This window comes from Streptomyces sp. NPDC059989 (assembly GCF_042736975.1).
GTDB lineage: Bacteria > Actinomycetota > Actinomycetes > Streptomycetales > Streptomycetaceae > Streptomyces.
On sequence record NZ_JBHWUO010000001.1, the window covers coordinates 324893 to 351769 of the forward strand.

Consider the following 26877-nt stretch of genomic DNA (forward strand, 5'->3'; position numbering starts at 1 on the left):
CCCCCCTGAAGGGTGGTTCAGCCCCGCCGCGTGCGGGCGGTACGGGCTCGGGCGGTGGTGGCCGGGGCGGTGGTCGGGACGGGGTCGGCGGTCTCGCCTCCGGCTCCGGTGTCGGTGTCTGCGGCCTGGGGCGGTGCGGGCGCTGCGGCTCTCCGGTCGGCCGGCAGGGAGAGCCGTACGAGCCGGGCCTCGCAGTGGTCGAGCCAGCGGGCCTCGGCTTCGGTCTGGAAGATCAGCTGTTCCAGAACCAGCAGCCAGGCCACGTCGTCGCGTTCGCGGGACTGCCCGCTCTCGACCGCGGCGAGCGCGGTGGCCTTGAGCCGGGTGTAGTCCTGCATCGCCTTGATCGTGGCGTGCCGCTGGGCCTGGATGACGGCGCGGATGTCCACGCCGGGGGCGCCGACGGCCATGGCGAGCTTGATGGACAGCTCGTCGCGGGGCGGGTTCGCGCGGTCGACGGGGCGCTCGTACCACTCGCGCAGTTCGGCGCGCCCCTCGTCGGTGATGGCGTAGAGGGTGTGCCCGGCGGCGTCCTCACCGTCGGGGGCGACGAGGCCGTCGCGTTCCAGGCGGGCGAGGGTCGTGTACACCTGCCCGACGTTGAGCGGCCAGGTGGAGCCGGTACGGGATTCGAACTCGGTGCGCAGCTGTGAGCCGTACCGAGGACCCCGTTCCAGCAGGGCGAGTAGCCCGTGACGGATCGACATACTGAGTATGTATACCCAGTATGCTCACGCTCGGCAACCATCCACGGGCGTAGGCCGCAAGGAGGAGGCGCCGGACCGGAGGGGGATCACAGGCCCCGGCGCAGCCGCATGCCCAGGTAGCCCAGCCCCAGTCCCATCAGGGCGAATCCGGTGCCCAGCGGCAGTATGTGCGCGGCCAGGTCGGCGGCCCGCTCGTTGGGCTCGGTGCCGAGTGCGGTGACCACCTCGGGCGGGGTGGGCGTGACCGGGAGCGGGGCCGGGGGCTCGGTGTGCGGGCGTACGGGCAGGGGGCGCGAGGCCACCAGCATCTCCGGGTTCGCGGCCTCGCCGGCTGGCCTCCCCGGCCGTTCCCGCCCGACCCCGGCGGCACTGCCGGCCAGGTCCAGCTCGGGATCGTCCACTACGACGGCACGTGGCGCGGCGGCGGCGGGCGGGGCGGCGCCGGGGGCCGGGGCGAGGGGCACGGCGCACGCGGAAGCGGCGGGGGCGAGCGCGGCGGCGGCCAGCGCGGCACAGGCCAGCCAGCGCGGCGGGCGGAAGCCATGGGTCACGGGGCGCCCCTCCGTCCCTGGGAGTCCCCCCGGACGAGTCCGGGGGAAGCCACGATGTTCCGCTCAGATTTACACAAAGGGACAAAAGCGGCATCCCGGGCGCCCCAACGGGGTGCCCGGGATGCCGGTGTGGCGCAGTGCGGAGGCTCCGGCCCCTACTCGGGGTTGCCGGTGGACACGGTCAGCGTGTACTCCGTGCCTTCCTTCGCGATCTTGTCGCCGGCCCTCGGGATCTGCTCCAGCACGGTGTCCTTGCCCCACACGGCTTCGTCCTTCTCGACGACCGTGTACTTGCCGCCGGAGGCCTGGATGCAGGCCTTCACGGAGATCACGTCCTTGTACTTCAGGTCCGGCGCCGTGTACTTGCCGGCCTCGCTGAAGTGCTTCGACGGCTCCTTGCACTTGGCCGCGTCGATCGTGCGGGACCGGTCGGGGCCCTTGGAGCCGGCCTTGGCGGTGCCGGTCGCCGCCGTCGACGCACCCGGGCTCGCGTTGTTCGCTTCGGGGGTGCCCTTGTCGTCGTCCATGTTGAGCGCCGCGATCAGCCCGCCCACGGCCAGCAGGGCCACCACGATGGCGCCCACGATCACCGGCGTGTTCTTCTTGCCGCCGCCCCCGGCCGGACCGCCCTGGCCCGCCTGGGCCGCCGGGGAGATCGTGTACGGCGGCGGGGTCTGCGGCGCGTACTGCTGCTGCGGTACCGGCGCGGGCGTGTGCGCGGAAAAGGGCGCGGGCGTCTGCGGGTAGGCGTAGCCGCCCTGCGCGTGCTGCTGGGGCTGCGGGGCCGGGGTCGGCGCGTACGGGGACTGGTACGGCTGCTGCACCGACTGCGGCGGCGCCTGGAAGCCGGAGTCGACCGGCGGGAACACGGCCGAGGACACCCCCGCGCCGCTGCCGCCCGTCGGGGCGCCCTGGACGATGACCGGAGCCCCGGTCTGCCCGGAGGACATCACGCGCGCGACCTCGTCGGCCATCGCCGCGGCCGTGGGGAAGCGCTCGTTCGGGTTCTTCTTCAGGGCCCGCGCCACCAGCGCGTCCATCGCCGGGGTCAGCGACCGGTTGACGGAGGAGGGGGCCACCGGCTCCTCCTGCACGTGCGCGTACGCGATGGCCAGCGGCGAGTCGGCGTCGAAGGGGATCCGCCCGGTCAGCAGCTGGAAGAGCATGATGCCGACGGAGTACAGGTCGGAGCGGGCGTCGACCCCGCGGCCCAGCGCCTGCTCGGGCGACAGGTACTGCGGGGTGCCGACGACCATGCCGGTCTGCGTCATCGAGGTGACGCCGGACTGCATGGCGCGGGCGATGCCGAAGTCCATGACCTTGACCACGCCGCGCTTGGTCATCATCACGTTGCCGGGCTTGATGTCGCGGTGGACGAGCCCCATCTCGTGGCTGGTCTCCAGCGCGGCGAGCACATCGGCCGTGACCTTCAGCGCCCTGTCCGCCGGCATCGCGCCGTACTGCGCGATGTCCGCCTGGAGCACGGAGCCGAGCGGCTGCCCCTCCACGTACTCCATCACGATGTACGGCATGACGGCGCCGTCGAACTCGTCCTCGCCCGTATCGAACACGGAGACGATGTTGGTGTGCGACAGTTTGGCTACAGCCTGGGCTTCGCGCCGGAAGCGCTCGCGGAAGGACTGTTCGCGGCCCAGCTCGGTGTGCAGGGTTTTGATCGCGACCTGGCGGTCGAGCGCCGTGTCGTACGCGAGGTACACCGCGGCCATGCCGCCCTCGCCGAGCAAATCCCTTAGCTGGTAACGGCCGCGGGCCAGGGAACCGCCTGCGTACCGGCCCTGAGTGCCGTCCTGGCTCATGACTGTTGCTTCCCCTCGAGCTGCGTATGTCGCGCCCAGTCTGCCGGAGGGCAAGCACACGTCAAGCCAGGTGCCCGTTCCGTGACCACACGTGCACGGGGCGCCCATGTCCGAACGGCGACCTGTTCCGAGGCTGTAGCGTTCGTCGGAGCACCAAGCAGAAGACCTACCGCTGAGCGGCGGCCAAGAGAGACGACGGCGAGGACTGATGGCACCCGAACCCGAGGCAGGCGGCGCCGGGATGGCCGAGGACCCTTCGCACTGGGGGGCCGGCGGCCTGGTCGGAGACGGCCGTTACCGGCTGACCCACCGGCTGGGCCGAGGCGGCATGGCCGAGGTCTTCGCCGCCGAGGACGTACGGCTGGGCCGCACCGTGGCCGTGAAGCTGCTGCGCGCGGACCTGGCCGAGGACCCGGTGTCCAAGGCCCGCTTCACGCGTGAGGCGCAGTCGGTCGCGGGCCTCAACCACCATGCGGTCGTCGCCGTGTACGACTCCGGCGAGGACAAGGTCGGCCCGAACACCGTCCCCTACATCGTGATGGAGCTCGTCGAGGGCCGCACCATCCGGGACCTGCTGATCAGCGCCGAGGCCCCCGGGCCCGAGCAGGCGCTCATCATCACCTCGGGCGTCCTCGAAGCGCTCGCGTACTCGCACCAGCACGGCATCGTGCACCGCGACATCAAGCCGGCGAACGTCATCATCACCGACACCGGTGCGGTGAAGGTGATGGACTTCGGCATCGCCCGCGCCCTGCACGGCGCGCAGTCGACGATGACTCAGACCGGCATGGTCATGGGCACCCCGCAGTACCTGTCGCCCGAACAGGCCCTCGGCAAGGCCGTGGACCACCGCTCCGACCTGTACGCGACCGGCTGCCTGCTGTACGAACTGCTCGCGCTGCGGCCCCCGTTCACGGGTGAGACCCCGCTGTCGGTGGTCTACCAGCACGTCCAGGACGCCCCGGTGCCGCCCTCGCAGCTGCCGGAGGGCCACCACATCCCGCAGGAGCTCGACGGCCTGGTCATGCGGTCGCTCGCCAAGGACCCGGACGACCGGTTCCAGAGCGCCGAGGAGATGCGCGGGCTGGTCCAGTACGCGCTCCAGATGCTGCACGACCAGGGGCCGAACACCGGCACCTGGAACACAGGCCCGGTCACCATGGCCCTGCCGCACGGCCGCGGCGGTGCGGCCGCCACGACGGCCATGCCCATCGGCGGGACCGGCGGGCAGCGGCAGCACCCCGTGCACGCGACGACCTCCCAGTTCCAGCAGCCGATGGTGCCGCCGCTGAACCCGGACGACGGCTCGGCCTTCCCCGGCGGGGGCGGCCAGGGCCCGGGCGGGCGCGGCGGCGGTTACGACGGCTACGAGGACCGGGGCGGGAGCCGCTGGAAGGTGTGGCTGTTCGCGATGCTCGCGATCGTCGCGGTCGCGGTGGGCGTGGCCTACGCGGCGGTCAACGGCGTGGGCGGCAAGGAGAAGAAGGAGGGCCCGGCGGCCCCCATCACCAGCTCCAGCGGCCAGCCGAGCGCTTCGGCCTCCCCGCAGCCCTCGTCTTCCCCGTCGACCCATGACGAGAGCCCCACCTTCACCCCGCCGACGGCGACCCGCAGCAGGTCGCAGAGCTTCAGCCCGTCGGCCTCCGCCTCGGAGTCCGAGTCGACCTCGCCTTCCGCTTCCGCCTCGGCGTCCGCGTCGAAGTCCACGTCGCCGACGCCGACAAAGTCCCTCCCGCCGTCGCCGCCTGCGACGAAGACCGGGGAGCCGGGCGCCGGAGACATCGTCGTCGGACGGTGACTTACGGAGAGTGACCTACGGGAAGGGGCCCGGCGGAATTGATTCCGCCGGGCCCCTTCCCGTATACGCAGGCGGGTAATGCCTGGTCAGAGCGCGTGCTGGTACTGCCGGTCGGGATTTCCCGCGAGGGAATGCACGGTGATGAACTGGGGTTCGATCCGCATGTAGACGGGGTCGAAGACCGCGCCGTCCACGAAATGCGGACCGGGGCCGAAGAGTTCCAGTTCGGCGGTGGTCGGTTCGACGATCTGTGCGGTTCCGGTGAACTGGACGGACCAGATCCGGGCGTCCCGGGAATTGAAGTTGTCGGCCCCGTAGGCCACCACGCTGCCGTTGCAGGCCTGGTGGTAGCCGAAGCCGGCGTGCATTCTCAGCACGACCTTGCCGTCCACCACGATGTGGCGGGCGAGGGCGAGGAAGGGCAGCGCGCGCATGCTCGTGGCCACCCGGCCGTACGGCACCCGGCGGAGCAGTTCGATGGCGTCGAGTTCCTCTGGGGACATGTCGTCCACTGTCCGGTAGCGACACGCTGCCGGGAAAGAGGAGCCCGCCCCGATGATCGGGGACGTTGGTCCCGAATGAAACACCGCGCCCCGTGGAATCGTTCGGCCACGGGGCGTCACGGTGTGTCACCGGCGTCATCGGTGTCATCGGTTCATCGGCCGGTGGGTCAGGCGCGCTTCTCCGCCTGGAGGCGGGCCACGTAGGCGGCCGCCTGGGAGCGCCGCTCCATGCCCAGCTTCGAGAGCAGGCTGGAGACGTAGTTCTTGATCGTCTTCTCGGCCAGGTGCAGCCGCTCGCCGATGACCCGGTTGGTCAGGCCCTCGCCGATCAGGTCGAGGATCTTCCGCTCCTGGTCGGTCAGGTTGGACAGGCGGTCGTCGCCCTTGCCGCCCTTGCCGTCGCGCAGCCGCTCCAGGACCCGCGCGGTGGCCACCGGGTCCAGCAGCGACTTGCCGGCCGCCACGTCCCGTACCGCGTTGAGCAGCTCATTGCCGCGGATCGCCTTGAGCACGTACCCCGAGGCGCCGGCCATGATCGCGTCGAACAGCGCCTCGTCGTCGGCGAACGAGGTCAGCATCAGGCACTTGATGTCCTCGTTCTGGGAGCGGACCTCGCGGCAGACCTCCACTCCGCTGCCGTCCGGCAGGCGGACGTCGAGGACGGCGACGTCGGGGCGGGTGGCGGGGATGCGGACCAGTGCGTCGGCGGCCGTACCGGCTTCGCCGACGATCTCGATGTCCTCCTCGACCGACAGCAGCTCGTAGACGCCCCGGCGTACCACTTCGTGGTCGTCCAGGAGGAATACCTTGATTTTTCCGTTTTCGCGCACGGTGTCAGTTTCACACACTCACCCCTTCCCTGCCGGAGTTACCCGGGATAACGTGCCGGTGTTCCGGCCCCCTGCAAGGCTGTGACCAGTGGTTGTTCCCGCTTCCGCGGATTTACTTGGATATCCAAGCAAAATCGCAGGTCAAACGGGGTTTCGCAGTAATGCGGCGCACTGGGTAACGTGCATTGCGCAGGGCACTCGCCGGGGCACCTGTCACGCCTGAATCCGTACGCAGCGCGCACCCACCCCGTGCGCGGGTACAGAGTCAGGTGAGCCGCACTGGACCCCGGAGAACCCGGGTGCCGGACCGACGGAGGAGCACACGTGACCGTGGAGAGCACTGCCGCGCGCAAGCCGCGACGCAGCAGCGGCACCAAGCGGGCGGCAGGCGCGGCAAACGCCGCCAAGCCCACCGCTGCCACCGCGCAGACGCAGAACGCAGAACCTCAGCTCGTACAGCTGCTGACGCCCGAAGGGGTCCGGGTAGACAACGCGGACAACGCGGAATTCGCCCCCTTCGTCGCCGACATCACCACCGAGGACCTGCGCGGGCTGTACCGCGACATGGTCATGACCCGCCGCTTCGACGGCGAGGCGACCGCCCTCCAGCGCCAGGGCGAGCTGGGCCTGTGGGCCTCGCTCCTCGGCCAGGAGGCCGCGCAGATCGGCTCCGGCCGGGCCCTCAACGACGACGACTACGTCTTCCCGACCTACCGTGAGCACGGTGTGGCCTGGTGTCGTGGCGTCGACCCGACCAACCTGCTCGGGATGTTCCGCGGTGTGAACCACGGCGGCTGGGACCCGAACACCAACAACTTCCACCTGTACACGATCGTCATCGGCTCGCAGACGCTCCACGCGACCGGCTACGCGATGGGTGTGGCCAAGGACGGCGCCGACTCCGCGGTCATCGCCTACTTCGGCGACGGCGCGTCCAGCCAGGGCGACGTGGCCGAGGCCTTCACCTTCTCGGCCGTCTACAACTCCCCCGTGGTGTTCTTCTGCCAGAACAACCAGTGGGCGATCTCCGAGCCGACCGAGCGCCAGATGCGCGTGCCGCTCTACCAGCGCGCGCAGGGCTTCGGCTTCCCGGGCGTCCGCGTCGACGGCAACGACGTCCTGGCCTGCCTGGCCGTGACCCGCTGGGCCCTGGACCGGGCCCGCCGCGGCGAGGGCCCGACCCTGGTCGAGGCGTTCACGTACCGGATGGGCGCGCACACCACCTCCGACGACCCGACGAAGTACCGGCGGGACGAGGAGACGGCGGCCTGGGAGGCCAAGGACCCGATCCTGCGCCTGAAGGCCCACCTGCTCGCCACCGGCGGCGCCGACGAGGCCTTCTTCGCCGAGCTGGAGGCCGAGAGCGAGGCCATGGGCAAGCGGGTCCGCGAGGCCGTGCGCTCCATGCCCGACCCGGACACCATGGCGATCTTCGAGAACGTCTACGCGGACGGGCACGCGCTCGTCGACGAGGAGCGCGCGCAGTTCGCCGCCTACCTCGCGTCCTTCGAGGGTGGGGAGTGACCACCATGGCCATCGAGAAGATGTCTATCGCGAAGGCGCTCAACGAGTCGCTGCGCAAGGCCCTGGAGACGGACCCCAAGGTCCTGATCATGGGCGAGGACGTGGGCAAGCTGGGCGGTGTCTTCCGGATCACCGACGGCCTGCAGAAGGACTTCGGCGAGGAGCGGGTCATCGACACCCCGCTCGCCGAGTCGGGCATCGTCGGCACGGCCATCGGCCTCGCGCTGCGCGGCTACCGGCCGGTCGTGGAGATCCAGTTCGACGGGTTCGTCTTCCCCGCGTACGACCAGATCGTCACGCAGCTCGCGAAGATGCACGCGCGCGCCCTGGGCAAGGTCAAGATGCCGGTCGTCGTGCGCATCCCGTACGCGGGCGGCATCGGCGCGGTCGAGCACCACAGCGAGTCCCCGGAGGCGCTCTTCGCGCACGTGCCGGGCCTCAAGGTGGTCTCCCCGTCCAACGCGAGCGACGCGTACTGGATGCTCCAGCAGGCGATCCTCAGCGACGACCCGGTGATCTTCTTCGAGCCGAAGCGGCGCTACTGGGACAAGGGCGAGGTCGACGTCGAGGCCATCCCCTACGAGCTGCACAAGGCGCGCGTGGCGCGCGAGGGCTCCGACATCACCCTGGCGGCCTACGGCCCGATGGTGAAGGTCTGCCTGGAGGCGGCGGCCGCGGCGGCCGAGGAGGGCAAGTCGGTGGAGGTCGTCGACCTGCGCTCGATGTCCCCGGTCGACTTCGACGGGCTGCAGGTCTCCGTGGAGAAGACCCGCCGGCTCGTGGTCGTCCACGAGGCCCCGGTGTTCCTCGGCATGGGCTCCGAGATCGCCGCTCGCATCACGGAGCGGTGCTTCTACCACCTGGAGGCGCCGGTGCTGCGCGTGGGCGGTTTCCACGCCCCGTATCCGCCGGCCCGCCTGGAGGACGAGTACCTGCCGGGCCTGGACAGGGTGCTCGACGCCGTCGACCGCTCGCTGGCGTACTGAGGAGCCACGTTCATGACGATCCGCGAATTCAAGATGCCCGACGTGGGCGAGGGCCTCACCGAGGCCGAGATCCTCAAGTGGTACGTCCAGCCGGGTGACACGGTCACCGACGGCCAGGTCGTCTGCGAGGTCGAGACGGCCAAGGCCGCCGTCGAGCTGCCGATCCCCTTCGACGGGGTCGTGCACGCGCTCCTCTTCGAGGAGGGCACCACGGTCGACGTCGGCCAGGTGATCATCTCGGTGCAGACGGAGGCCGGCGCCGCGGCCGAGGCCCCGGTGCAGGAGGCGGCCCCGGCCGCCGAGGCGGAGGAGGCGGCGCCCGCGGCCCGCCAGCCCGTGCTCGTCGGCTACGGCGTCTCCACCGCCTCCACCAAGCGCCGCCCGCGCAAGGCGGCGGCGGGCCAGCCCGCGCAGAACGGCAGCGCTCCGGCGGCCGCCCCGGTGGCCCCGGCTGCTCCGGCCGCCCCGGCGGCTCCTGCCGCGGCTCCCGCCCCGGCCGCCGTCCCGGCGCAGCCGGCCGGCGAGCGGCCCCTGGCCAAGCCGCCGGTGCGCAAGCTGGCCAAGGACCTCGGGATCGACCTGTCCTCGGTGGTGCCCACCGGCGACGGCGGCGTCGTGACCCGCGAGGACGTCCACGCGGCGGCCGCCGCGGCCATCGCCCCGCAGGCCGTCGCCGGCACCACGGCCCCGGCCCCGGCTCCGGCCCCGGCCGTCCAGGCCGTGGCCCCGGCGGTGTCCGTACCCGCGTCCGCGCGGGAGACCCGTATCCCGGTCAAGGGCGTCCGCAAGGTCACCGCCCAGGCCATGGTCGGCTCCGCCTTCACCGCTCCGCACGTCACCGAGTTCATCACGCTCGACGTGACCCGGACGATGAAGCTGGTCCAGGAGCTCAAGGAAGACCCGGACCTCGCGGGCCTGCGGATCAACCCGCTGCTCCTCATCGCCAAGGCCGTCCTGGTCGCGATCCGCCGCAACCCGGACGTCAACGCGTCCTGGGACGAGGCGGCCCAGGAGATCGTGCTCAAGCACTACGTCAACCTGGGCATCGCGGCGGCCACCCCCCGCGGCCTGATCGTCCCGAACATCAAGGACGCCCACGCCAAGACGCTCGGCGAGCTGTCGACGGCCCTGTCCGACCTGGTCGCCACGGCCCGCGACGGCAAGACCTCCCCGGCCGACATGCAGAACGGCACCATCACCATCACCAACGTCGGCGTCTTCGGCGTCGACACCGGTACGCCCATCCTGAACCCCGGCGAGTCCGCGATCCTCGCGGTCGGCGCGATCAAGCTCCAGCCGTGGGTCCACAAGGGCAAGGTGAAGCCGCGTCAGGTCACCACCCTGGCCCTGTCGTTCGACCACCGGCTCATCGACGGCGAGCTCGGCTCCCGCTTCCTGGCCGACATCGCGGCGGTCCTGGAACACCCGCGCCGCCTCGTCACCTGGTCGTAGCGTTACGCGGGTCCGTACGGCACGTCCCCGATGGCCGGTCTCCCCCGAGGAGGCCGGCCATCGGTCGTGGATCGGGTGTACGGGGTCTGCACGCCGGCCCCTTCCCTTAGTAACGTGTGCGAATCGGGGGCTGCCGAGTGCTCCCGGAAACGGGGGCACGTGATGGGACTGGCCGAGGAAATCACCGCCATGCGCGGCGGATCGGGGCATTCGGGCCGTTTGCTGGGTGAATTCCGCCGAGCGGTGCTGCTCGTACCGCTTCCCGACGGGGCCGAGGGCGGCCTGATGTCGGGCCGGCAGGGCGGAGTCCGCTGGATCTACGCGTTCACGGACGAGGCGGCCCTGGCCCGCTTCGCGCAGGTGCGCGGCGCGGCCCACCGGGAGTGGGAGTTCCTCGCGATCCTCGGGGCCCGGCTCCTCGACGAGGTGATCCCCGAGACCGAGGACCCGACCGGGGTGGCCGTGGACGTCGCGGACGAGGACGGCTCGATGCTCTTCCCGCCGGTCGTGGGCATCGTCCCCGACGCCAGTGCCGTGGACGCCGCCTGATGGCCGGCAACGGGGACCTGGAGGTCTCCCCGACAGCGGTCAAGAACATCCAGGACGGTCTGCGCAAGGCCATCGCCGAGCTCCGCGAAGCGGGTGGGGACGCGGGCGGCGCCTCGATGGGCTCCGGGTTCGAGGAGCTGTCCATGACCGGCATGGAGGCCGGGCACATGGGTCTGGCCACCGACTTCGAGGACTTCTGCGAGCGCTGGGAGTGGGGCGTGCGCAGCCTGGTGCAGAACGCCAGCACGCTGGCCGGGTCCCTCGGGATCGCGGCGGGCACGGTGTGGGAGGAGGACCAGTACCTCCAGGGCGCCTTCAAGGTCGCGGTCAACTCCGCGTACGGCAACCCGCACGCGAGCGAGGACGACATCGAGAAGAAGGACTGGGACGACATCTTCCGGGCCGACGTCTACAAGCCGGACTACAGCGCGGAGTCCTTCGAGAAGGGCCGGCAGGACATCAAGCAGACCTGGTCCGACACGGGCGACAAGCTGACCTCCAGCGGGAAGATCGGCTCGCTGAAGGACCTCCTGGACCAGGCGAACGGGGACGGTCACTGATGGGCTGGCGGGATTTCGTACCGGACTCGGTGGAGGATCTGGCCGAGGACGCGACCGAGAAGGTCGGCGACGCGATCGAGTGGGCCGGCGACAAGACGGCCGACCTGGCGGAGGAGGTCGGCCTCGACGACGCGGGCGACTGGATCCGCGACAAGAGCCGCTCGGCCGCCAACCAGCTCGGCGCGGACGTGGCGGAGCTGGAGCTCGGCCAGACCGAGGACCCGAACAGGCTGGTCTACGGCAGCGTTTCCAAGATCCGTGCGCAGGTGTCGCACCTGAACGACTTCAAGTCCTCCTTCGAGACGGTCGGCAAGGGCCTCAAGGGGCTGGAGGGCGACGGCCTGAAGGGCAAGTCGGCGGACGCCTTCCGCGAGGCCATAGCGAAGGAGCCGCCGCGCTGGTTCAACGCCGCCGAGGCCTTCGGCAAGGCCGCCGACGCGATGGGCCGCTTCGCGGAGACCGTGGAGTGGGCGCAGGGCCAGGCCAAGGAGGCCCTGGAGGAGTACAACAAGGCCAAGAAGGTCTCGACGGACGCCCGCAACGCCCACAACAAGCTGGTCAACGAGTACAACGACGCGGCGAAGGCGCACAAGGACCCGCTGCCGCCCCGCCCGTCCGAGGACTTCTCCGACCCCGGCGTCCCGCTGGCCAAGGCCGCCCAGGACAAGCTGGAAACCGCCCGCAAGCAGCGCAACGAGGTCGCGGAGACCGCCCGTACGGCGGTCCGCGCGGCCCGCGACGCGGCCCCGCCGAAGCCCTCGTACGCCGAGCAGCTCTCCGACGGCATGGACTACCTGGAGATCGCCAAGACGCACCTGGCGGGCGGTGTCATCAAGGGCACCGCGGGCCTGGCGAACTTCGTCCGCTCGGTCAACCCGATGGACCCGTACAACCTCACGCACCCGGCCGAGTACCTCACCAGCCTCAACTCGACGGTCGCGGGCCTGGCGGTGGCGGTCAACGACCCCATGGGCGCGGGCAAGCAGATGCTGGGCGAGTTCATGAAGGACCCGTCCGAGGGCATCGGCAAGCTCATCCCGGAGCTGATCGGCACGAAGGGCCTGGGCGCCCTGAAGAAGGGCGCCTCGGTCGCGAAGCTCGCGGACGACATCCCGACCGGCCCGGGCCGCAGGGGCCTGGACGCGGACGGCCCGCACCAGTCCGGGCGCCCGGACCCCGAGAAGCCCAGCAAGCACACGGACCCCGTGGACCTGGCCACCGGCCGGATGTACCTGCCGCAGACGGACGTGGCCCTCCCGGGCGTCCTTCCGCTCGTCTTCACACGCCGTGCGGACTCCGGTTACACGGCCGGCCGCTGGTTCGGTCCGTCCTGGTCCTCCACCATCGACCAGCACCTGGAGATCGACGCCGAAGGCGTCGTCCTGGTCACGGAGGACGGCCTGCTCGTCGGCTACCCGCACCCCGCACCCGGTGTTCCCGTCCTCCCCTCCTCCCGCTCCGGGCCGCGCCTCCCACTGGAGCGCACACCGGACGGCGACTGGACGCTGACCGACCCGGCGACCGGCCACGTGCGTCGTTTCGCGCCGGCGCCGGAGTGGGACGGCGAGGGCGACGGCGTCGCGCCGATCGCCCGGCTGGACGACCGGAACGGCAACTTCATCACCTTCGAGTACGACCCCGCGGGGATCCCGCTGGGCATCGCCCACTCGGGCGGGTACCACCTGCGCTTCGAGACCGCCGAAGGCCGCGTCACGGGCCTCCACCTGACCGGCGGCCCGCGCGTCCTGGCGTACGGCTACACCGACGGAAACCTGACGAAGATCACCAACTCCTCAGGGCTGCCACTGCGGCTGACCTACGACGACCGGGCCCGGATCACCTCCTGGACCGACACCAACGGCAGCCGCTACGACTACGCGTACGACGAGCAGAACCGTTGTGTCGCCGAGGCCGGCGAGGCGGGGCACATCGGCCTCACCTTCCGCTACGACGAGGTCGATCCGGCAACGCGCCACCGCGTGACCCGCATGACCACCGCCGCCGGGCACACCCGCCGCTACCTGATCGACGAGCGGTACCGGGTCGCGGCCGAGACGGACCCGCTGGGCGCGGTCACCCACTACGCCTACGACGGCCACGGCCGGCAGATCGCGCGTACCGACCCGCTGGGCCACACCACCCGCACCGCTTACGACGACGAGGGCCGGCTCGTTTCGGTGATCCGGCCGGACGGCCGGGAGGCCAGGGCGGAGTACAACGAGCTGGGCCGCCCCGTGAAGGTGGTCACCCCGGACGGCGCGGTCGTGCGGCAGACCTTCGACGAGCGCGGAAACCGCACCTCGCTCACCGGGGCCGACCGGTCCGTCACCCGCTTCACCTACGACGCGCGCGGCCACCTCACCTCCGTCACCGACCCGCTGGGCGGGGTGACCCGGCTCCGCACGGACGCGGCCGGGCTGCCCGTCGCGGTCACCGACCCGCTGGGCGCCACGACCGCCTACGAGCACGACGCCTTCGGTCGGACCACCGCGGTCACCGACCCACTCGGCGCCGTCACCCGCGCCCACTGGTCCACGGAGGGAAGGCTGCTCCGCCGCATCGGGCCGGACGGCTCCGAGCAGGCCTGGACTTACGACGGCGAAGGCAACCGCCTGACCCAGACCGACGGTTCCGGCACCGTGACCGCTCGCTTCGAGTACACGCACTTCGACCTGCTCGCCGCGCAGACGGACGCCTGCGGGGCACGGTACGAGTACACGTACGACGCGCAACTTCAGGTGACCGGGATCCGGAATCCGCAGGGAATGCGCTGGTCCTACCAATACGATCCGGCGGGCCGGCTCGTCGAGGAGACCGATTTCGACGGCCGCACGCTCGTCTACGGGTACGACGACGCGGGGCGGGTCGTGACGCGTGAGGACGCCCTCGGCCGGCGGACCACGTACGAGCACAATCCGCTGGGGCAGGTGATCCGCAAGGACACGGCGGGCGTGGTCGTCACCTACGAGTACGACGTCTTCGACGAGCTGGCCAGGGCGGAGCGAGAGGGCTCGGTCCTGACCCGGCTGCGCGACCGGACGGGCCGGCTCCTTTCGGAGACCGTCGACGGACGCACGCTCGCGTACACGTACGACGGGGCGGGCCGGCGCGACGGCCGGCGCACACCGACCGGCGTGGTGTCCACATGGACCTACGACGCCGCGGGCCGGGGCGCGGCCCTGATGACGGCCGGCCACACGATCGACTTCACGCACGACGCCGCGGGCCGCGAGCTGACCCGCGTCGTCGGCGACATGGTGACCCTGACGAGCACCTGGGACGTCGCGGGCCGGTTCACGGGCCAGCACGTGGCCGGCCTCGACCGGCGCACCCTGCAGAACCGCAGCTACACCTACCGTGCGGACGGCTCCCTGGCCGACGTCAGCGACCTGTTCTCCGGCAGGCGGGAGTTCAGCCTCGACCCGTCGGGACGAGTGACGGCGGTCCACGGTGAGCGCTGGAGCGAGGACTACTCCTACGACGCCGCGGGGAACCAGACGTCCGCGTCCTGGCCCGCCGAGCATCCGGGCGGCCGGGAAGCCGCCGGCCCGCGCGCGTACATGGGCACGCGGCTGCTCACGGCGGGCAGGATGCGCTACGAGTACGACGGCCTCGGCCGCGTCGTGCTGCGACAGCGGGCCCGGCTCTCGCGCAAGCCCGACACCTGGCGCTACGAGTGGGACGCGGAGGACCGGCTGACCGCGGTGACCACGCCCGACGGGACGCGCTGGCGCTACACGTACGACGCCCTGGGCCGTCGGACGGCCAAGGAACGGCTGGGCGGCGATGGCGAGGCCGTCGTCGAACGGACCCTGTTCGCGTGGGACGGCACCGTCCTGTGCGAGCAGGTCACCCGGACGGCCGGGGAAGGCGCTCCGCACGGCGTGGCGACCACCTGGGACCACCTGGGTCTGCGGCCCCTCACCCAGACCGAGCGGGTCCTCACCGACGCCCAGGACGTGGTCGACGAGCGGTTCTTCGCGATCGTCACGGACCTGATCGGCACCCCCACGGAGCTCGTCGACGAGCAGGGCGGGATCGCGTGGCGGACCCGGTCCACGCTCTGGGGCAGCACCACCTGGAACCGGGACGCATCGGCCTACACGCCCCTCCGCTTCCCGGGGCAGTACTACGACCCCGAATCGGGCCTGCACCACAACGTGTTTCGTGCCTACGATCCGGAAACGGCCCGCTACATCTCCCCGGACCCCCTGGGTCTGGAGCCCGCGCCGAACCCGGTCACCTACGTCGCCAACCCTCATCAGTGGGCGGATCCACTGGGGCTGGCGCCGTATCCGCCGCAGGAAACGGTCGTCAACACCCCTGAGGTCAAGGCGCCCAAGCCGCTGAAGCCGCACGAGGCGATGGACGCCTGGGAGGACTTCCTGGGCGAGGGACCGTACACGAACGTCCATCCGCGGACCGGGCTCCCGGACCCCGACCGGCTCGTCTCCGCCGACGGGACCCGCAGCATTAGGCTGGGCCCCCACGAGATGGGAGGAAAGCCCACGAGGTTCCACTTCCACATGGAGACCTGGACCTTCATCTCGCCGTCGAACACGTGGGTCGTGGACAACACCATGGTTCGCGTCCCGCTCGGATTGAAGTGAGGCCCGTGCACATCGTCGACATCCGCGAGATTCCGGGTAGTCCCGGCAGCGTGACCTTCACCGGATCCGCGGGGCGGGCGTGGGGCCTGTGGCACGGGGAGCTGCCCCCCGACGGCTCCTCGCACGTGGAGATCGACATCCCGGAGCCGGTGACGGCCTGGCAGCCCGCGGATTCACCGGACGTCCTGGCGGGTGATCCGCCGGCCGACACGACGGTGTGCGCCGTGGTGGACTCGGTGGACGAGGACGGTGTCGTGGCGCTCCGGCTGGCGTCGGACATCGTCCTGGTCGACTGGGAGGCCGATGGGGTTCCGTCGGCGGGGGAGCGGATCACGTTCGTGACACCGGGCATCGAGCTGTATCCGTACACGCTCTAGGCGGCGGATGGGCCGTCTGCGGCCGCAGCGGAAACGGCTGACCGAAGCCTTGGAGGGCCCCATGAGGTTCCGCGATCACCACGAACTCGACGTGACGGTCGTCGCGGTCGCCACCGTGGGCGCGAAGGTGGAAGTCGACGGATCCGGCGGCGCGTTCGGATTCGTCGACCAGGCGAAGCACCCGTCCTGGTGGGACGAGGACGTGGCGCCGCCGCGCGCCGGCGACAAGCTCCACGTCTGCGTGCTGGACGCCACCCGCGAGCCGTTTCCCCGTCTCAGCGCGCTCCGGAACGACATCGACATCGCCCGGCGGCTGAGAGGCGACCGGCCATCAGAGGGGCAGGGCGAATGAGCGGGACCGCAGGCGCGGCGGAGGCCGGGCACCTGGCGCCGAGGTGATCCGTCGGCCGTGGGAAAAGGCCTGGTCGGTGCGGGGCGGGCGTGTGATCATCGCCGGATGCTCTTTCGCGCTGCCACCGCAGACCCCGCCGACACCGACCGTGCCGTCGCCTACCCGGCCGACGGCCCCGTCCCCGCCCTGACCGCCGAGAAGATCCGGGAGGAGCTCGCCGGGAACCGGTTCCGGCCCGAGTGGATCTGGTTCGCCGAGGACGAGGACGGGGAGGTGCTGGCCCGCGCCCTGTGGTGGGGTCGCGCCGACAGCGAGCGGCCCATCGCGCTCGACTGCCTCCAAGTGCGGTCCACCGTGGCCGACCCGGCCGCCCTGGCCGCCGGGCTCCTCGCCGCCGGACACGCCGCCTTCGGGGCGCTCCCGCTCTACAACCTCTCCCTGCCCCGCGGATGGCAGGCCGACGCGGAGCTGGCCGCGGCCGTCGGCTGGCGCCGGCAGGCGGCGTACGGGACCGGGCTGACCCGGGAGATCGAGCGCCTGCGCTACGAGTGGACCCCGGCCGCCGGGAACCCGGAGCCCACCGGGCGCCTCGTCTTCCGGGACGGCACGGACGAGGAGTTCCTCGACGCCTTCGTCCGGCTGTCCCACGGCAGCCTCGACCTGACCACCATCGGCGAACTGCGCACGATGGACGCCGAGCAGCTGGCCCGCGAGGACTTCGAGTTCTACAACGACTGCCCCGGCGAGCGCTCCTGGTGGCGCCTGGCCCACCTCCCCGACGGCACCCTCGCCGGCATGGCCATCCCCTCCGCGACCCCGTACCACCGCAACGTCGGCTACCTGGGCGTCGTACCGGAGCAGCGCGGCAAGGGCCTGATCGACGCGATCCTCGGCGAGATCACCCGCTTCCAGGCGGCCGCGGGCGCCGAGCGCATCACCGCGACCACGGACACCGTCAACGTCCCGATGGCGGCCGCCTTCGACCGCGCCGGCTACGAAGTGACGGAGATCCGCCTCGTCCTGGAGCCCGGGGAGGAATGATGACCCGGCCCTGGGAGGAGTTCATCGCCAACGGGCCGGCCCTCGCGCCCCACTACGACGAGGTGCCCGAGCTGACGGGCGTACGGCTGCGGTCGGTGCACCTGGACGGCTGGGGATCGGCGGTCACGCTGAGGCTCGATCTGCCGGGGTTCCCCGACCGGTGGGAGGGCGGGCCGGGGGACACGATGCAGTGCCAGGTCGCGTTCTCGCACGTGGCCGACTTCGTGATGGAGGGCTGGCGGCCGCCGGTGACGGCGGACGTCGTGCTGACCGAGCTGCCCGCACACCGGCTGGCCGTCCGCGTCGAAGCGCCGGGGACCGGGGTCTCGTTCACGGCGAACGCGTCGGTGCTGGTGGGCAAGTTCAGCGTGTTCACGCGGGACCCGGACGGCGGTGACGGCGGCCCGCACCACTTCGCCGGCCGGCTGGACGGCAGGCTGTACCCGACCGTGCCGCCGACGTACGCCAACCCCTTCTACGAGCGGCTGTGAGATGAGCCCGTCCTCCTGGCCGGAAATCGCCGCCCTCTACGACGTCCCGCCCGACCTGTCCTCCTGCCCGCTGTACTCCGTCCACGTGGACGAGCGGGACACCTCGGTCACCCTCGGCTTCGAGACCTCGCACCTCCCCGACCACCCGGATCCGCAGTGGGCCGCGAGCCGCTACAACACCTTCGTCTTCTTCGTCCTGTTCACCGGGGTGGAGGAGCTGAGGATGGCGGGCATCGCCGCCGAGCATCCGGACTCCGCGGAGCGTGTGGTGCGCGTCGGCGAGGCAAGTGAGGCCGGTGTGCGGTGGGTTTCGGCGAACAGTGAGACCCGCTCGATCTCGTTCTCGGCCGCTGCTTCCGCGGTCGTCCGGACCCGTGTCTACCTCCAGGGCTCGCTGTGAGCGCGGCCGCGGGGCGGTAGCCTCCCGCCCGAGGCCGGGGACAAGGGGAACAGCGGAACAGGGGGGCGCGGGTGTCCATCGCCGAATTGCAGGTGTACTCCGTAGAGGAGGCCGACGGCACGGGCGGCGTGTGCGTGGTGCGGTGCATCGGCGGGGTGGCGCGGGCCGGGCAGGTCTACGCGGCCGGGGAGCTGCGGCTCTGGCTGCGCCGCATCGAGCGCTACGGGCGCAGCGTCGGCTTCTTCGACGCCGGGCACGTGGCGAAGGTCCACCTCTCGGGCGCCGTGGTCGCCCTGCTCTCCCGCGGCCAGGTGCTGACCTCCGTACCGCCCGACGGGCACTCCCTGCAGGAGCTGGAGGACTGGCTGGCCACCGATCCGCCGCTGGCGGACGAGCCGCATCCGCGGACCCTGCGCGTCCTGGCCGTCGGACGGATGCAGGACGACGGGCTGCCGGACGCGATCCGCCTGCGCTGGGGCCGGGTGGCGGTGGCCGCGACCCACCGCTGCGCGGCGGCGGAGGGCACCTCCGAGCCGGCCTGGTGGGCCGAGCTGGCCCACGCCCGCAGCTACCTGATCCGGACCTTCGGCCCCGAGCGGGGCGGCGACCCGGCCGCCTTGTGCCGGGAGGTGCTGGGCGTGATCGACCTGACCCCGTCCCGGGCCGCGGCGGAGGCCCGTACCTGGCGCGAGCTCCCGCATCCCCGGATCCTGCACCTGCGCCGGATCAAGAGCCTGATCGGCGCCATCGCCTCCGTACGGCCCTACCTCGCGGACGCCGACCCGCTGGCGGGGGCGGTCGACGCCTGGACGGCGGTCCGGCCCGGACTCCCGTAGGCCCCGGGGGATCCCATAGGTCCGGTAGGCCCCGTAGGTCCCGTAGGTCCCGTGGGTAAACAGGGGTGACATCGACTTTCGGCCAGTGGATGATAAAAAGAGTGCGCGGGGGGTCGCGTGCGCCCGACTGTCGCTGGGGGAACAGGACGTTTACCAGTCGTGCGGCGCCGCTGTGTCCTTCGTGACTTCACGTCCTCTCTTCACGAAGGAAACCCTTCTGGTGCGTCCCACTCGCACGACGGTCCTGCTGACCGCAGGTCTCGTCACCGTTCTCGGTGCTCCGGCCGCCGCTGCCGCCGAGACCCCGACCAACCTCTACGTCAACAACCAGACCGGCTCCAACTGCTCCGACACCGGGGCCGGCACGCAGGCGGTCCCCTTCTGCACGATCTCGGCCGCCGCGAAGGTCGTGGCCCCGGGCCAGACGGTGCGGATCAGGCCGGGCAAGGCGTACAACGAGGCCGTCACCATCGACCGCTCCGGCGAACCGGGAAAGCCGATCAGCTTCGTCGCCGACGCCGAGGGCCCGGCCTATGTGGGGCTGCCCGTCGGCAAGGGCGTGACCATCAGCGGTGCCTCCCACGTGCTGTTCCGCGGGCTGAGCACCGGCGGTGGCGTCCAGGTCAAGGGCTCCTCCGACGTGGAGCTGGACCGGTCCTTCATCAGGAACCCCAAGCTCAATGCCCTCGTGGTCGGCGAGGGAAGCACGGACGTGCGCGTCACCCGGAGCGCCGTGACCGGGGTTCTGGTCGACGGCGGCTCGCGGAACACCGTGCTCAGCAACAACTCGATCAACGGCCCCTTCGGGCCGGCGGTCGCCGCGGTGGACGCGCCCGGCACCGTCATCACCAACAACACGCTCTACGGGTACTGCGGGGCGACCGTCTCGCTCGGCGGGGGCTCGACCGCCTCCGGCGCGTTCAACAACGTGTTCATCACCGGTGACCAGGGCTCCAGCTGCACGTCCGGCGATCCGCGCAACGCCCTCCTGGTGTCGCAGAGCGCCACCGCGGGCACCCTCGCCGACTACAACCTGGTCGCCGGCAACCCCAACATCGCTCCGGTGCCCTACAGCTGGTCCGGCACCACGTACAAGGACCTGCCGGCCTTCCGGGCCGCCACCGGCCAGGGCGCGCACGACATCCTGGTCGCGTCGGCGGCGGACGCGGCCGCGGGGGAAGGCTCCCCGCGCGTCGACTCCGCCGACGCGACGGCGCCGGGCGTACTGCCCACCGACTTCAGCGGTGACCCGAGGGTCGACGACCCGCTCGTTCCCAACACCGGGAAGAACGGCGGGTACCTCGACCGCGGCGCCGACGAGCTCCAGGACAACCTGGACTTCGCCACCGTCTCGGTCGACCCGACCTACGCGCCGGCCGGAACCGAGGTGGTGGCGAAGGCCTCCTCCGACAGCAACTGGCCCACGACGATGAGCTATCACTTCGACTTCGGAGACGGGACGCCCCCGGTCGTCACCCAGCCGGGCGGCGAAGCTCTCGCCAAGCACGTCTACGCCAAGCCGGGCGAGTACGTCATCAAGGTGACGGCCGTCAGCGGCATCGGCAAGAAGGTCTCGGCCCAGCAGTCGACCACGGTGAGCACGGCCGGTCCGCTCACTACGGCCTTCACCGCCACGCAGGTCCTGCCGGCCGCGAACGACATTGAGACGCACGTCGCCCCGCTGACCTACTCCTTCGACGCCTCGTCCTCGGCGATGCCGTGGCCGGTGCAGCGCACCGAGGTGAACTGGGGAGAGGGCTACTACGAGACCTTCGACGGTCTGGCCCCCGTCAAGCACACCTACAACAAGCCGGGCGACCACCAGGTGACGGTCAAGCTCATCGACGTCAAGGGCGGCACGTCCACGAAGACCCAGACCGTGCGGGTGGAGTACGCGAAGGCCGGCTACACGGCCGTCACGCCCTTCCGCGTGGAGGACAGCCGCAACTACGGCGGTCCGATGAAGGCCGGGGTGCCCAAGGGCGTCCGCATGCCGGTCGCCCACCACGGGCCCAACGGCTCGGGCGGCATGTCGGTGGCGGTCATCAACGTGACCCTCACCAACGTCACCCAGGAGGCCTTCCTCGGCGTGTCGGCGACGGGCGAGGACCGGCCGACGACCTCGAACCTCAACGCCCGCGCGGGCGCGACCGTGTCCAACACGGTGACCGCCCCCGTCGACGACTACGGCAACGTGTGGCTCTACCTCAACGCCGGCCAGGCCGACGTGATCGTGGACTTCGTGGGCTACTACCAGCCCAACGCGGGCCAGAAGTTCAGCCCGGTCGCCCCGAGCCGGCTCGTCGACACCCGTACCACGGGCGGCGCGGTGGCCGGCGGCACGACCCGTACGGTCAAGGTCGCGGGCGTGGCCGGGATCCCGGCGGACGCCAAGGCCGTCGCGGTGAACCTGACGAGCACGGACGCCACGTCGAACTCGTTCGTGGCCGCCTACCCGGACCCGGCGAAGCGGCCCGAGGTGTCGAACCTGAACCCGGAGCCGGGCAAGGCCAAGTCGAACCAGGCGATCGTGCCGGTCGGCCCGAACGGGACGATCACCCTGTACAACCACTCCGGTTCCGCGCACCTGATCGTGGACGCGGTCGGCTACTACGGGCAGGACGGCAAGGCCCTCTACACGCCGGTCGCGCCGAAGCGCCTCGGTGACACCCGTCTGACGGGCAAGGTCGCCGCGGGCGCCACCGCGACCGTGTCCGGCGTGCCGGCCGACGCGGTGGGCGCGGTGCTGAACCTGACGGCGACCGAGAGCGCGGGTGCGGGTTACCTCACCGCCTACGGCTACGGGTCGGCCCGGCCGGAGGCCAGCAGCCTGAACACGCTGCCGGGTCTGACCGTCCCGAACCACGTCACGACCCCGGTCAAGGACGGCAAGCTCAGCATCTACAACGGCCCGTGGGGCGGATCCACCCACGTGATCACCGACCTGCTCGGGTACTTCACCCAGGGCTAGCCGGAGCCGATGGAACCACGGAGCCCCGGTCCCCGCACACCGCGGGGGCCGGGGCTTCCGGCTGTCGTCCCTGCCTAGCGGGCGGCGGCGTTGCCCAGGATCCTGGTCGGGGTGATGCGGACGACCACGCGGACCTGCTCGGGCGGGGCGTCGGCGTACTCCTTGCCGGCGCCCGGGCCCTGGTACTCCTCGGCGATGCGGACGGCGACCGCCCGCCCGGCGTCCTCGGCGACGGTGGCGGTGCCGCGGATCTCGGCGTAGAGGAAGGGGTTGGCCAGGTCGAAGACGGTCAGGCCGACCCGCCCGTCCCGGACGATGTTGCGCTCTTTGCGGCGGCCCTGCTCGGTGGAGATCAGCAGGTCTCCGCCTTCGCGGGTCACCCAGACGACGGAACTCTGCGGACTGCCATCGGGGTTGAGGGTGGAGAGGACGGCGGGGTGCGGGGCGTCGAGGAGCCCTCGTACGGTGTCGTTCAGCTCAACAGTCATACGGGTCAGGCTAGTTGCCGGAGGCGAAGGCCGCCCGGAACGGGCCCGCCGCGACCCGTCTTCGTCACGTCGCCGTCACGTCGCCATCACGTCGTCCAGGGGATGTTGAGCCAGGGGCTGCCCGGGTCGGTCGTCAGCGCCAGGTGGGTGGAGAGCGAGGTGTCGTACCACTCGCCGAACTCCTCCTCGTCGAAGTGCAGGCACCGCGCGAGCAGGTACCCGGCGGAGAAGTCCTCCCACGAGCGGTACGTGCCGCGTGCGGCCTCGCTCGCGCGCAGGACGGCGCGCTCGGCGTCCTCCAGGGTCCCGTACCGGGTGCCGAGCCCCCACCGGGCCATCTGGGAGGCCCGCCCGAGGTCCCAGGCCTCGACCGAGCGCACGTAGCCCCCCGCGGCGAGCAGCCCGTCGGCCCGGAAGCGCTGCTCGTAGCGGGCGATGCGGCCGATGAGCCGCTGCACACCGGCGATCTCGCCCTCGACCTCGGCGGTGGGGCGCGGCCGCGCGACGGTGACCCCGTCGGGGGTGAGCTGCGGTTCGGCGGACCGCTCGGCGCTGCGGCGCAGGGTGGTCTCGGCGGCGTGCCGCCAGTGCTCCACGTCCACCGGGCCGGCGAAGTCGGAGGCGAGGATCCGGCGCACGCGCAGGGCGAACTCCCATACGGGGCTGACGATCTCGGTGTTCAGCATGCGCTGGAGCACGTCGAGCCAGCCCGCGGTGTCGGTGATGTCCCACATCTTGCGGAGGCGGTCGCGCTCGCGGGTGTAGCCGCTGCCGTGGTAGGCGAGGGCGTTCCAGAACTCGCCGTTGCCGACGGCGAGGTGCGCCCCGATCGCGAGCCCGTGGGCCACCGGGCCGTGCAGGGGCCCGCCGGTGTGCAGGGCGTGCACGGCGCCGGGGGCCAGGCCCCAGGTGGTGACGGCGTCCCAGTGCGCGCGCCAGCGGGCGCGGTCGGCGGGGGTGGTGCTGAGGTAGGCCTCGGCGGGGCTGCCGGGATTCACGGCGAGGTAGGCGGGGTCCCGGTGGTCCCAGGCGTTCGCGAACCAGGCGAGGCTCTGGCGGTGGTAGACGGTGTCGGGGGTGGGCGCCGGGAGCATGCCGCGGGTGTAGACGGCGAGGCTCCTGCCGTCCGGGGTCGGCAGGAACCGGGCGTGCTGCGGCTCGGCGTCGACCAGGGCGCGGGGCTGGGGCATGAACAGCTCGGCGCGCGCGAGGGCATCGAGGTACCCGGCCCAGTCGCCGTTTGCCTTGGTCTCGTACAGCTCCCGCTCAATGGCGCTCGGCGCGATCCAGCCATGCATGCGGATCAGCCTAACGGGGCCCCCGGCCGGCCAGCTCGGCCCATACGGTCTTCCCGACGACCCGCTCCGAGGCCCCCCACCGCTGGGCGAGCGCGCCGACGATCTGGAGCCCCCGCCCGTACTGCTCGTCGTCGGCGGCCCTCCGCGGCTCGGGCCGCCGCTCTCCTTTCGGGTCGGTGACCTCGATCCGGAGCAGTGCTCCCGTGAGCCGCAGCTCGACCCGTACGTACCGGTCCGCGACGGACCCGTGCAGCACGGCATTGGTGGTGAGCTCGCTGGTCACCAGGGCCACGTCCGTCGCCATCTCGGGCTGCCCCCACGCCACCGCCAGCCACGCGGCCCGCCGCCGAGCCGCCGCCACCGAGTCCTGCCGGGGCGGGTAGTTCCGTACGTCGTACCTGTCCATGACCGGTGCACCTCCTGTGTGGGCGGTGGCATGCCGGTGCCGTGTGGGCAGCCCGGTGCACTTCCGCCAACTGACGCTGCGCGGTGAGCAGTTCGTCACCGACCGTAGGGGTGTGTGCACCGAGGGTGCAAGCTCTTCCGGGGAAATCTATCCCCATGGGGTGGTTGTGCGGCCGAGGCCGGGCGCGGAAGACTGCGCCAGGTACGAGGAGGTGGCCCAAGTGCCCACGGACAACCGGGTGTCCACAGTGCTGGCGCGCCGACTGGGCGGTGAGCTGCTCCGCTTGCGCGACGCGGCGGGCCTGACCCAGCCCCAAGCGGCCCAGGTGCTGAGCGCTACCGCGGCGAAGGTCGCCAAGATGGAGCGCGGCTGGGTCCCGTTCCGCGATCCGGACGTCGTGGCCCTGTGCAAGCTGTACGGGCAGTCGGACGAGCCCTTTGTGGACGGCCTGCTACGGCTGGCCAAGCTCGACCGCGAGCGGCGCAAGGCCAAGGGATGGTGGCAGAACTCGCCGGACGCGGGCGGGATGGCCGAGTACATCGCGATGGAGGACGTGGCCTCCCGCGTCCGCACCTGGCAGCTCTCCCTGGTCCCCGGCCTGCTCCAGACCGCCGACTATGCCCGCGCCCTGGCCGTGAGCGACGAGTACTGGCAGGACCCGGACGACATCGAACGCGTCGTGGCGGTGCGGATGAAGCGCCAGCACCGGTTGTGGAGCGAGACGCCGCTCCAGGTGCATGCCGTCGTCTGGGAGGGCGCGCTGCGCCAGGAGATCGGTGGTCCCGCAGTGATGGGCGCCCAGCTGGAACACCTCCAGGAGCTGGCCGAACTCCCCAATGTCCATGTGCAGGTGCTGCCGTTCCGCGCCGGTGGGCATCCGTGCATCGTGGGCCCCTTCAGCCTGATCTCCTTCGCGGAGGCGGAGGCGATGGACGTCGTCCACATGGACGTCATCGGATCTACTGTGTGGGTCGAGAGCGCACAGGAAAGTGCTGTCTACCGGCGGTACTTCGACCGCACATCACGGCTGAGCCTGGCTCCCCTCGACTCCATCAACTTGATCGACGGCATCCGCAAAGGGCTCCAGGCATGACACAGTTCCGGTTCGTGAAATCCAGCCACAGTGCCTCCAGCGGCGAGTGCGTCGAGGTGGCGACCAACGTGCCCGGTGTCGTCGCCCTGCGGGACAGCAAGCAGACGGCCGGGCCGGTCATCAGGGTCACCGCCACCGCCTGGGCGGCGTTCATCGGGGTGACCCGATGACCGAGGTGGTCATGTACTGGCGGCCCGGGTGCACCCCCCCAGGGCGCCGAGCCGATCATGACGAACCCCTCCCTCGCCGAGGCCAAGCAGGCGCTCGCCGTCTGATCCCCTCCTTACATGCGGAGTGGGCCCCGCTTCGGCGGTGGCCACTCTGCATTCGGGCGACTATTCAGGGGCGCGGCTGTACTGCTCAAGCGCAGCCTTCGACGTGGACCGATCCACTAGCCGCAGCTCCCACGGCCCCGTGTTCACGTCAAAGTCTTTTCCGAACCCGACCCACTTCCCGGCCATGCGTCTGCCGGTAGGCTCGACCAAGAGCTGGATCGCTCCGTGGTACCTGGCGCCGTTGTAGTAGCCGTCCGATGCCGTCTGCTCGACCCACGACCCTGTGACCACGTTCCGGTCAACGGTGAGATCCAGCGTGAGTGGGCTGTCCGGGTTGCTGCTGGCCCCGGGCAGGCTCTGAGCGGTCAGCCGGTTCCCGTGCTGAACGATCACCACGTAGTGCTTGCCCTCGTACGTCTCAGCACGGCTGGACGAGTAGAACTCGTACCGGCTGAGCCACACCCCCGAGAAGGTCTCGTCGGCCGTTTGTGTGGCCGTCTGCGCACCTACAACGGCGGAGGTGACTCCGCCTGCTCCTGCGTCCATGTCATGCCCTCCTGACCCGTCTGTGTGGACTCTCGCCATCGGTACAGGCAGAGAGAACCCCAGGGCCTCCACCGGACGCCCCGTGACCCGCTCTAACGCCCTCGCGTACACACCCCGGGGTGTCTTGCTCGTACCGGACTCCCAGCGCTGTACCAGACGCTTCGAGGCCTCGTTCGGGTCTCCCAGTTCTTGCCCTGCCCGGCGGATGGCCTTGGCAAAGTCGTCTTGGCTCATACGTAGGCCGATACGCACGGCCCGCAGCACATCATTCGGCACCACGGCGGTCGTCGTCATGACGTCAAAGCTAGACCGAACAGCCTTCCAATGACACCCAATTGACGCCCTCGGGGGTGTCAATGACGCCCCTCCGAGTGACGCCCCGACGACGCCCCTTCCGTCGTCGCTCCGACCTGGTC

General features: G+C 71.3%; 25 protein-coding genes. 16 read left to right on the top strand and 9 right to left on the bottom strand.

Translation table 11 applies throughout. The features are described from left to right. Positions 1–17 precede the first annotated feature (17 nt). From ACFWBN_RS01555 to ACFWBN_RS01565, 3 genes are all read right to left on the bottom strand, one after another. Positions 18–707, bottom strand: a complete 690-nt coding sequence (locus ACFWBN_RS01555) for a PadR family transcriptional regulator (protein WP_385168727.1) — start codon at positions 705–707, stop codon at positions 18–20. A gap of 86 nt (positions 708–793) precedes the next feature. Next, complete coding sequence (locus ACFWBN_RS01560; protein ID WP_385168730.1) at positions 794–1258, bottom strand: hypothetical protein; 465 nt, start codon at positions 1256–1258, stop codon at positions 794–796. A 155-nt stretch (positions 1259–1413) separates the two neighbouring features. After that, complete coding sequence (locus ACFWBN_RS01565; RefSeq protein ID WP_385168734.1) at positions 1414–3075, bottom strand: protein kinase; 1662 nt, start codon at positions 3073–3075, stop codon at positions 1414–1416. A gap of 208 nt (positions 3076–3283) precedes the next feature. On the opposite strand from ACFWBN_RS01565, the gene ACFWBN_RS01570 reads away from it, so the two are divergent. Further along, the gene (locus tag ACFWBN_RS01570; RefSeq protein ID WP_385168737.1) at positions 3284–4873 is read left to right on the top strand and encodes a protein kinase; all 1590 of its coding nucleotides are present in this window, start codon (positions 3284–3286) and stop codon (positions 4871–4873) included. 86 nt (positions 4874–4959) lie between these two features. Here ACFWBN_RS01570 and ACFWBN_RS01575 read toward each other — a convergent pair whose 3' ends face one another. Together ACFWBN_RS01575 and ACFWBN_RS01580 are read right to left on the bottom strand one after the other, a co-directional pair. Then, complete coding sequence (locus ACFWBN_RS01575; protein WP_385168740.1) at positions 4960–5376, bottom strand: pyridoxamine 5'-phosphate oxidase family protein; 417 nt, start codon at positions 5374–5376, stop codon at positions 4960–4962. Positions 5377–5543: 167 nt separating this feature from the next. After that, positions 5544–6206 carry a response regulator gene (locus tag ACFWBN_RS01580; protein WP_385168743.1) on the bottom strand — a complete coding sequence of 221 codons (663 nt, stop codon included), beginning with the start codon at positions 6204–6206 and terminating at the stop codon, positions 5544–5546. Between the two features lie 324 nt (positions 6207–6530). Between ACFWBN_RS01580 and pdhA the strand changes: the two genes are divergently transcribed. The 13 genes from pdhA to ACFWBN_RS01645 all read left to right on the top strand — a co-directional run bounded on the left by pdhA (position 6531) and on the right by ACFWBN_RS01645 (position 22355). Further along, positions 6531–7730 carry a pyruvate dehydrogenase (acetyl-transferring) E1 component subunit alpha gene (pdhA, locus tag ACFWBN_RS01585; protein ID WP_385168746.1) on the top strand — a complete coding sequence of 400 codons (1200 nt, stop codon included), beginning with the start codon at positions 6531–6533 and terminating at the stop codon, positions 7728–7730. A gap of 5 nt (positions 7731–7735) precedes the next feature. After that, positions 7736–8716 (top strand): alpha-ketoacid dehydrogenase subunit beta, encoded by a 981-nt coding sequence (locus tag ACFWBN_RS01590; protein WP_385168749.1) that lies wholly within the window; start codon positions 7736–7738, stop codon positions 8714–8716. 12 nt (positions 8717–8728) lie between these two features. Further along, a complete protein-coding gene (locus tag ACFWBN_RS01595) occupies positions 8729–10168 on the top strand; it encodes a dihydrolipoamide acetyltransferase family protein (protein WP_385168752.1) in 1440 nt (479 codons plus the stop codon). A 162-nt stretch (positions 10169–10330) separates the two neighbouring features. After that, on the top strand, positions 10331–10717 hold the full coding sequence (locus ACFWBN_RS01600; RefSeq protein ID WP_385168755.1) for a hypothetical protein: 387 nt from the start codon (positions 10331–10333) through the stop codon (positions 10715–10717). After that, positions 10717–11277: a hypothetical protein gene (locus ACFWBN_RS01605; RefSeq protein ID WP_385168758.1), complete on the top strand. Its 561-nt coding sequence runs from the start codon at positions 10717–10719 to the stop codon at positions 11275–11277. Before ACFWBN_RS01600 ends, ACFWBN_RS01605 begins: the two co-directional genes overlap by 1 nt. Then, a complete protein-coding gene (locus ACFWBN_RS01610; RefSeq protein WP_385168761.1) occupies positions 11277–15887 on the top strand; it encodes a putative T7SS-secreted protein in 4611 nt (1536 codons plus the stop codon). The genes ACFWBN_RS01605 and ACFWBN_RS01610 overlap by 1 nt, the downstream gene beginning before the upstream one ends. A 5-nt stretch (positions 15888–15892) precedes the next feature. Then, positions 15893–16264, top strand: coding sequence for a hypothetical protein (locus tag ACFWBN_RS01615; RefSeq protein ID WP_385168764.1), 372 nt, complete (start codon positions 15893–15895; stop codon positions 16262–16264). Positions 16265–16325: 61 nt separating this feature from the next. After that, the gene (locus ACFWBN_RS01620; protein WP_385168766.1) at positions 16326–16616 is read left to right on the top strand and encodes a hypothetical protein; all 291 of its coding nucleotides are present in this window, start codon (positions 16326–16328) and stop codon (positions 16614–16616) included. A gap of 105 nt (positions 16617–16721) precedes the next feature. Continuing rightward, on the top strand, positions 16722–17657 hold the full coding sequence (locus ACFWBN_RS01625; protein WP_385168769.1) for a GNAT family N-acetyltransferase: 936 nt from the start codon (positions 16722–16724) through the stop codon (positions 17655–17657). Next, complete coding sequence (locus tag ACFWBN_RS01630; RefSeq protein ID WP_385168772.1) at positions 17657–18148, top strand: hypothetical protein; 492 nt, start codon at positions 17657–17659, stop codon at positions 18146–18148. Before ACFWBN_RS01625 ends, ACFWBN_RS01630 begins: the two co-directional genes overlap by 1 nt. Before the next feature lies 1 nt (position 18149). Then, the gene (locus ACFWBN_RS01635) at positions 18150–18548 is read left to right on the top strand and encodes an Imm50 family immunity protein (RefSeq protein ID WP_385168774.1); all 399 of its coding nucleotides are present in this window, start codon (positions 18150–18152) and stop codon (positions 18546–18548) included. 71 nt (positions 18549–18619) lie between these two features. Further along, positions 18620–19384: a hypothetical protein gene (locus ACFWBN_RS01640; RefSeq protein WP_385168777.1), complete on the top strand. Its 765-nt coding sequence runs from the start codon at positions 18620–18622 to the stop codon at positions 19382–19384. A 220-nt stretch (positions 19385–19604) separates the two neighbouring features. Beyond that, on the top strand, positions 19605–22355 hold the full coding sequence (locus ACFWBN_RS01645; RefSeq protein WP_385168780.1) for a PKD domain-containing protein: 2751 nt from the start codon (positions 19605–19607) through the stop codon (positions 22353–22355). 74 nt (positions 22356–22429) lie between these two features. Here the strand turns inward: ACFWBN_RS01645 and ACFWBN_RS01650 are convergent, their stop codons facing one another. The 3 genes from ACFWBN_RS01650 to ACFWBN_RS01660 form a co-directional block, all read right to left on the bottom strand. Beyond that, a complete protein-coding gene (locus tag ACFWBN_RS01650) occupies positions 22430–22843 on the bottom strand; it encodes a PPOX class F420-dependent oxidoreductase (RefSeq protein ID WP_385168782.1) in 414 nt (137 codons plus the stop codon). A gap of 86 nt (positions 22844–22929) precedes the next feature. Then, positions 22930–24141: a DUF1266 domain-containing protein gene (locus ACFWBN_RS01655; RefSeq protein WP_385168785.1), complete on the bottom strand. Its 1212-nt coding sequence runs from the start codon at positions 24139–24141 to the stop codon at positions 22930–22932. A gap of 10 nt (positions 24142–24151) precedes the next feature. Beyond that, positions 24152–24547 carry an ATP-binding protein gene (locus ACFWBN_RS01660; protein WP_385168788.1) on the bottom strand — a complete coding sequence of 132 codons (396 nt, stop codon included), beginning with the start codon at positions 24545–24547 and terminating at the stop codon, positions 24152–24154. 220 nt (positions 24548–24767) lie between these two features. Between ACFWBN_RS01660 and ACFWBN_RS01665 the strand changes: the two genes are divergently transcribed. After that, positions 24768–25640, top strand: coding sequence for a helix-turn-helix domain-containing protein (locus ACFWBN_RS01665; RefSeq protein WP_385168791.1), 873 nt, complete (start codon positions 24768–24770; stop codon positions 25638–25640). Then, positions 25637–25810 carry a DUF397 domain-containing protein gene (locus ACFWBN_RS01670; RefSeq protein WP_385168793.1) on the top strand — a complete coding sequence of 58 codons (174 nt, stop codon included), beginning with the start codon at positions 25637–25639 and terminating at the stop codon, positions 25808–25810. Before ACFWBN_RS01665 ends, ACFWBN_RS01670 begins: the two co-directional genes overlap by 4 nt. 165 nt (positions 25811–25975) lie before the next feature. Here the strand turns inward: ACFWBN_RS01670 and ACFWBN_RS01675 are convergent, their stop codons facing one another. After that, positions 25976–26755 carry a helix-turn-helix domain-containing protein gene (locus ACFWBN_RS01675; protein WP_385168796.1) on the bottom strand — a complete coding sequence of 260 codons (780 nt, stop codon included), beginning with the start codon at positions 26753–26755 and terminating at the stop codon, positions 25976–25978. Between the last annotated feature and the right edge of the window lie 122 nt (positions 26756–26877).

Coding starts and splice junctions, on each gene's coding strand:
- ACFWBN_RS01590 (WP_385168749.1), top strand. CDS start 7,736: ATGGCCATCGAGAAGATGTCTATCGCGAAGGCGCTCAACGAGTCGCTG.
- ACFWBN_RS01605 (WP_385168758.1), top strand. CDS start 10,717: ATGGCCGGCAACGGGGACCTGGAGGTCTCCCCGACAGCGGTCAAGAAC.
- ACFWBN_RS01600 (WP_385168755.1), top strand. CDS start 10,331: ATGGGACTGGCCGAGGAAATCACCGCCATGCGCGGCGGATCGGGGCAT.
- ACFWBN_RS01675 (WP_385168796.1), bottom strand. CDS start 26,755: ATGACGACGACCGCCGTGGTGCCGAATGATGTGCTGCGGGCCGTGCGT.
- ACFWBN_RS01575 (WP_385168740.1), bottom strand. CDS start 5,376: ATGTCCCCAGAGGAACTCGACGCCATCGAACTGCTCCGCCGGGTGCCG.
- ACFWBN_RS01595 (WP_385168752.1), top strand. CDS start 8,729: ATGACGATCCGCGAATTCAAGATGCCCGACGTGGGCGAGGGCCTCACC.
- ACFWBN_RS01655 (WP_385168785.1), bottom strand. CDS start 24,141: ATGCATGGCTGGATCGCGCCGAGCGCCATTGAGCGGGAGCTGTACGAG.
- ACFWBN_RS01625 (WP_385168769.1), top strand. CDS start 16,722: ATGCTCTTTCGCGCTGCCACCGCAGACCCCGCCGACACCGACCGTGCC.
- ACFWBN_RS01630 (WP_385168772.1), top strand. CDS start 17,657: ATGACCCGGCCCTGGGAGGAGTTCATCGCCAACGGGCCGGCCCTCGCG.
- ACFWBN_RS01670 (WP_385168793.1), top strand. CDS start 25,637: ATGACACAGTTCCGGTTCGTGAAATCCAGCCACAGTGCCTCCAGCGGC.
- ACFWBN_RS01620 (WP_385168766.1), top strand. CDS start 16,326: ATGAGGTTCCGCGATCACCACGAACTCGACGTGACGGTCGTCGCGGTC.
- ACFWBN_RS01565 (WP_385168734.1), bottom strand. CDS start 3,075: ATGAGCCAGGACGGCACTCAGGGCCGGTACGCAGGCGGTTCCCTGGCC.
- ACFWBN_RS01650 (WP_385168782.1), bottom strand. CDS start 22,843: ATGACTGTTGAGCTGAACGACACCGTACGAGGGCTCCTCGACGCCCCG.
- ACFWBN_RS01660 (WP_385168788.1), bottom strand. CDS start 24,547: ATGGACAGGTACGACGTACGGAACTACCCGCCCCGGCAGGACTCGGTG.
- ACFWBN_RS01555 (WP_385168727.1), bottom strand. CDS start 707: ATGTCGATCCGTCACGGGCTACTCGCCCTGCTGGAACGGGGTCCTCGG.
- ACFWBN_RS01570 (WP_385168737.1), top strand. CDS start 3,284: ATGGCACCCGAACCCGAGGCAGGCGGCGCCGGGATGGCCGAGGACCCT.
- ACFWBN_RS01610 (WP_385168761.1), top strand. CDS start 11,277: ATGGGCTGGCGGGATTTCGTACCGGACTCGGTGGAGGATCTGGCCGAG.
- ACFWBN_RS01635 (WP_385168774.1), top strand. CDS start 18,150: ATGAGCCCGTCCTCCTGGCCGGAAATCGCCGCCCTCTACGACGTCCCG.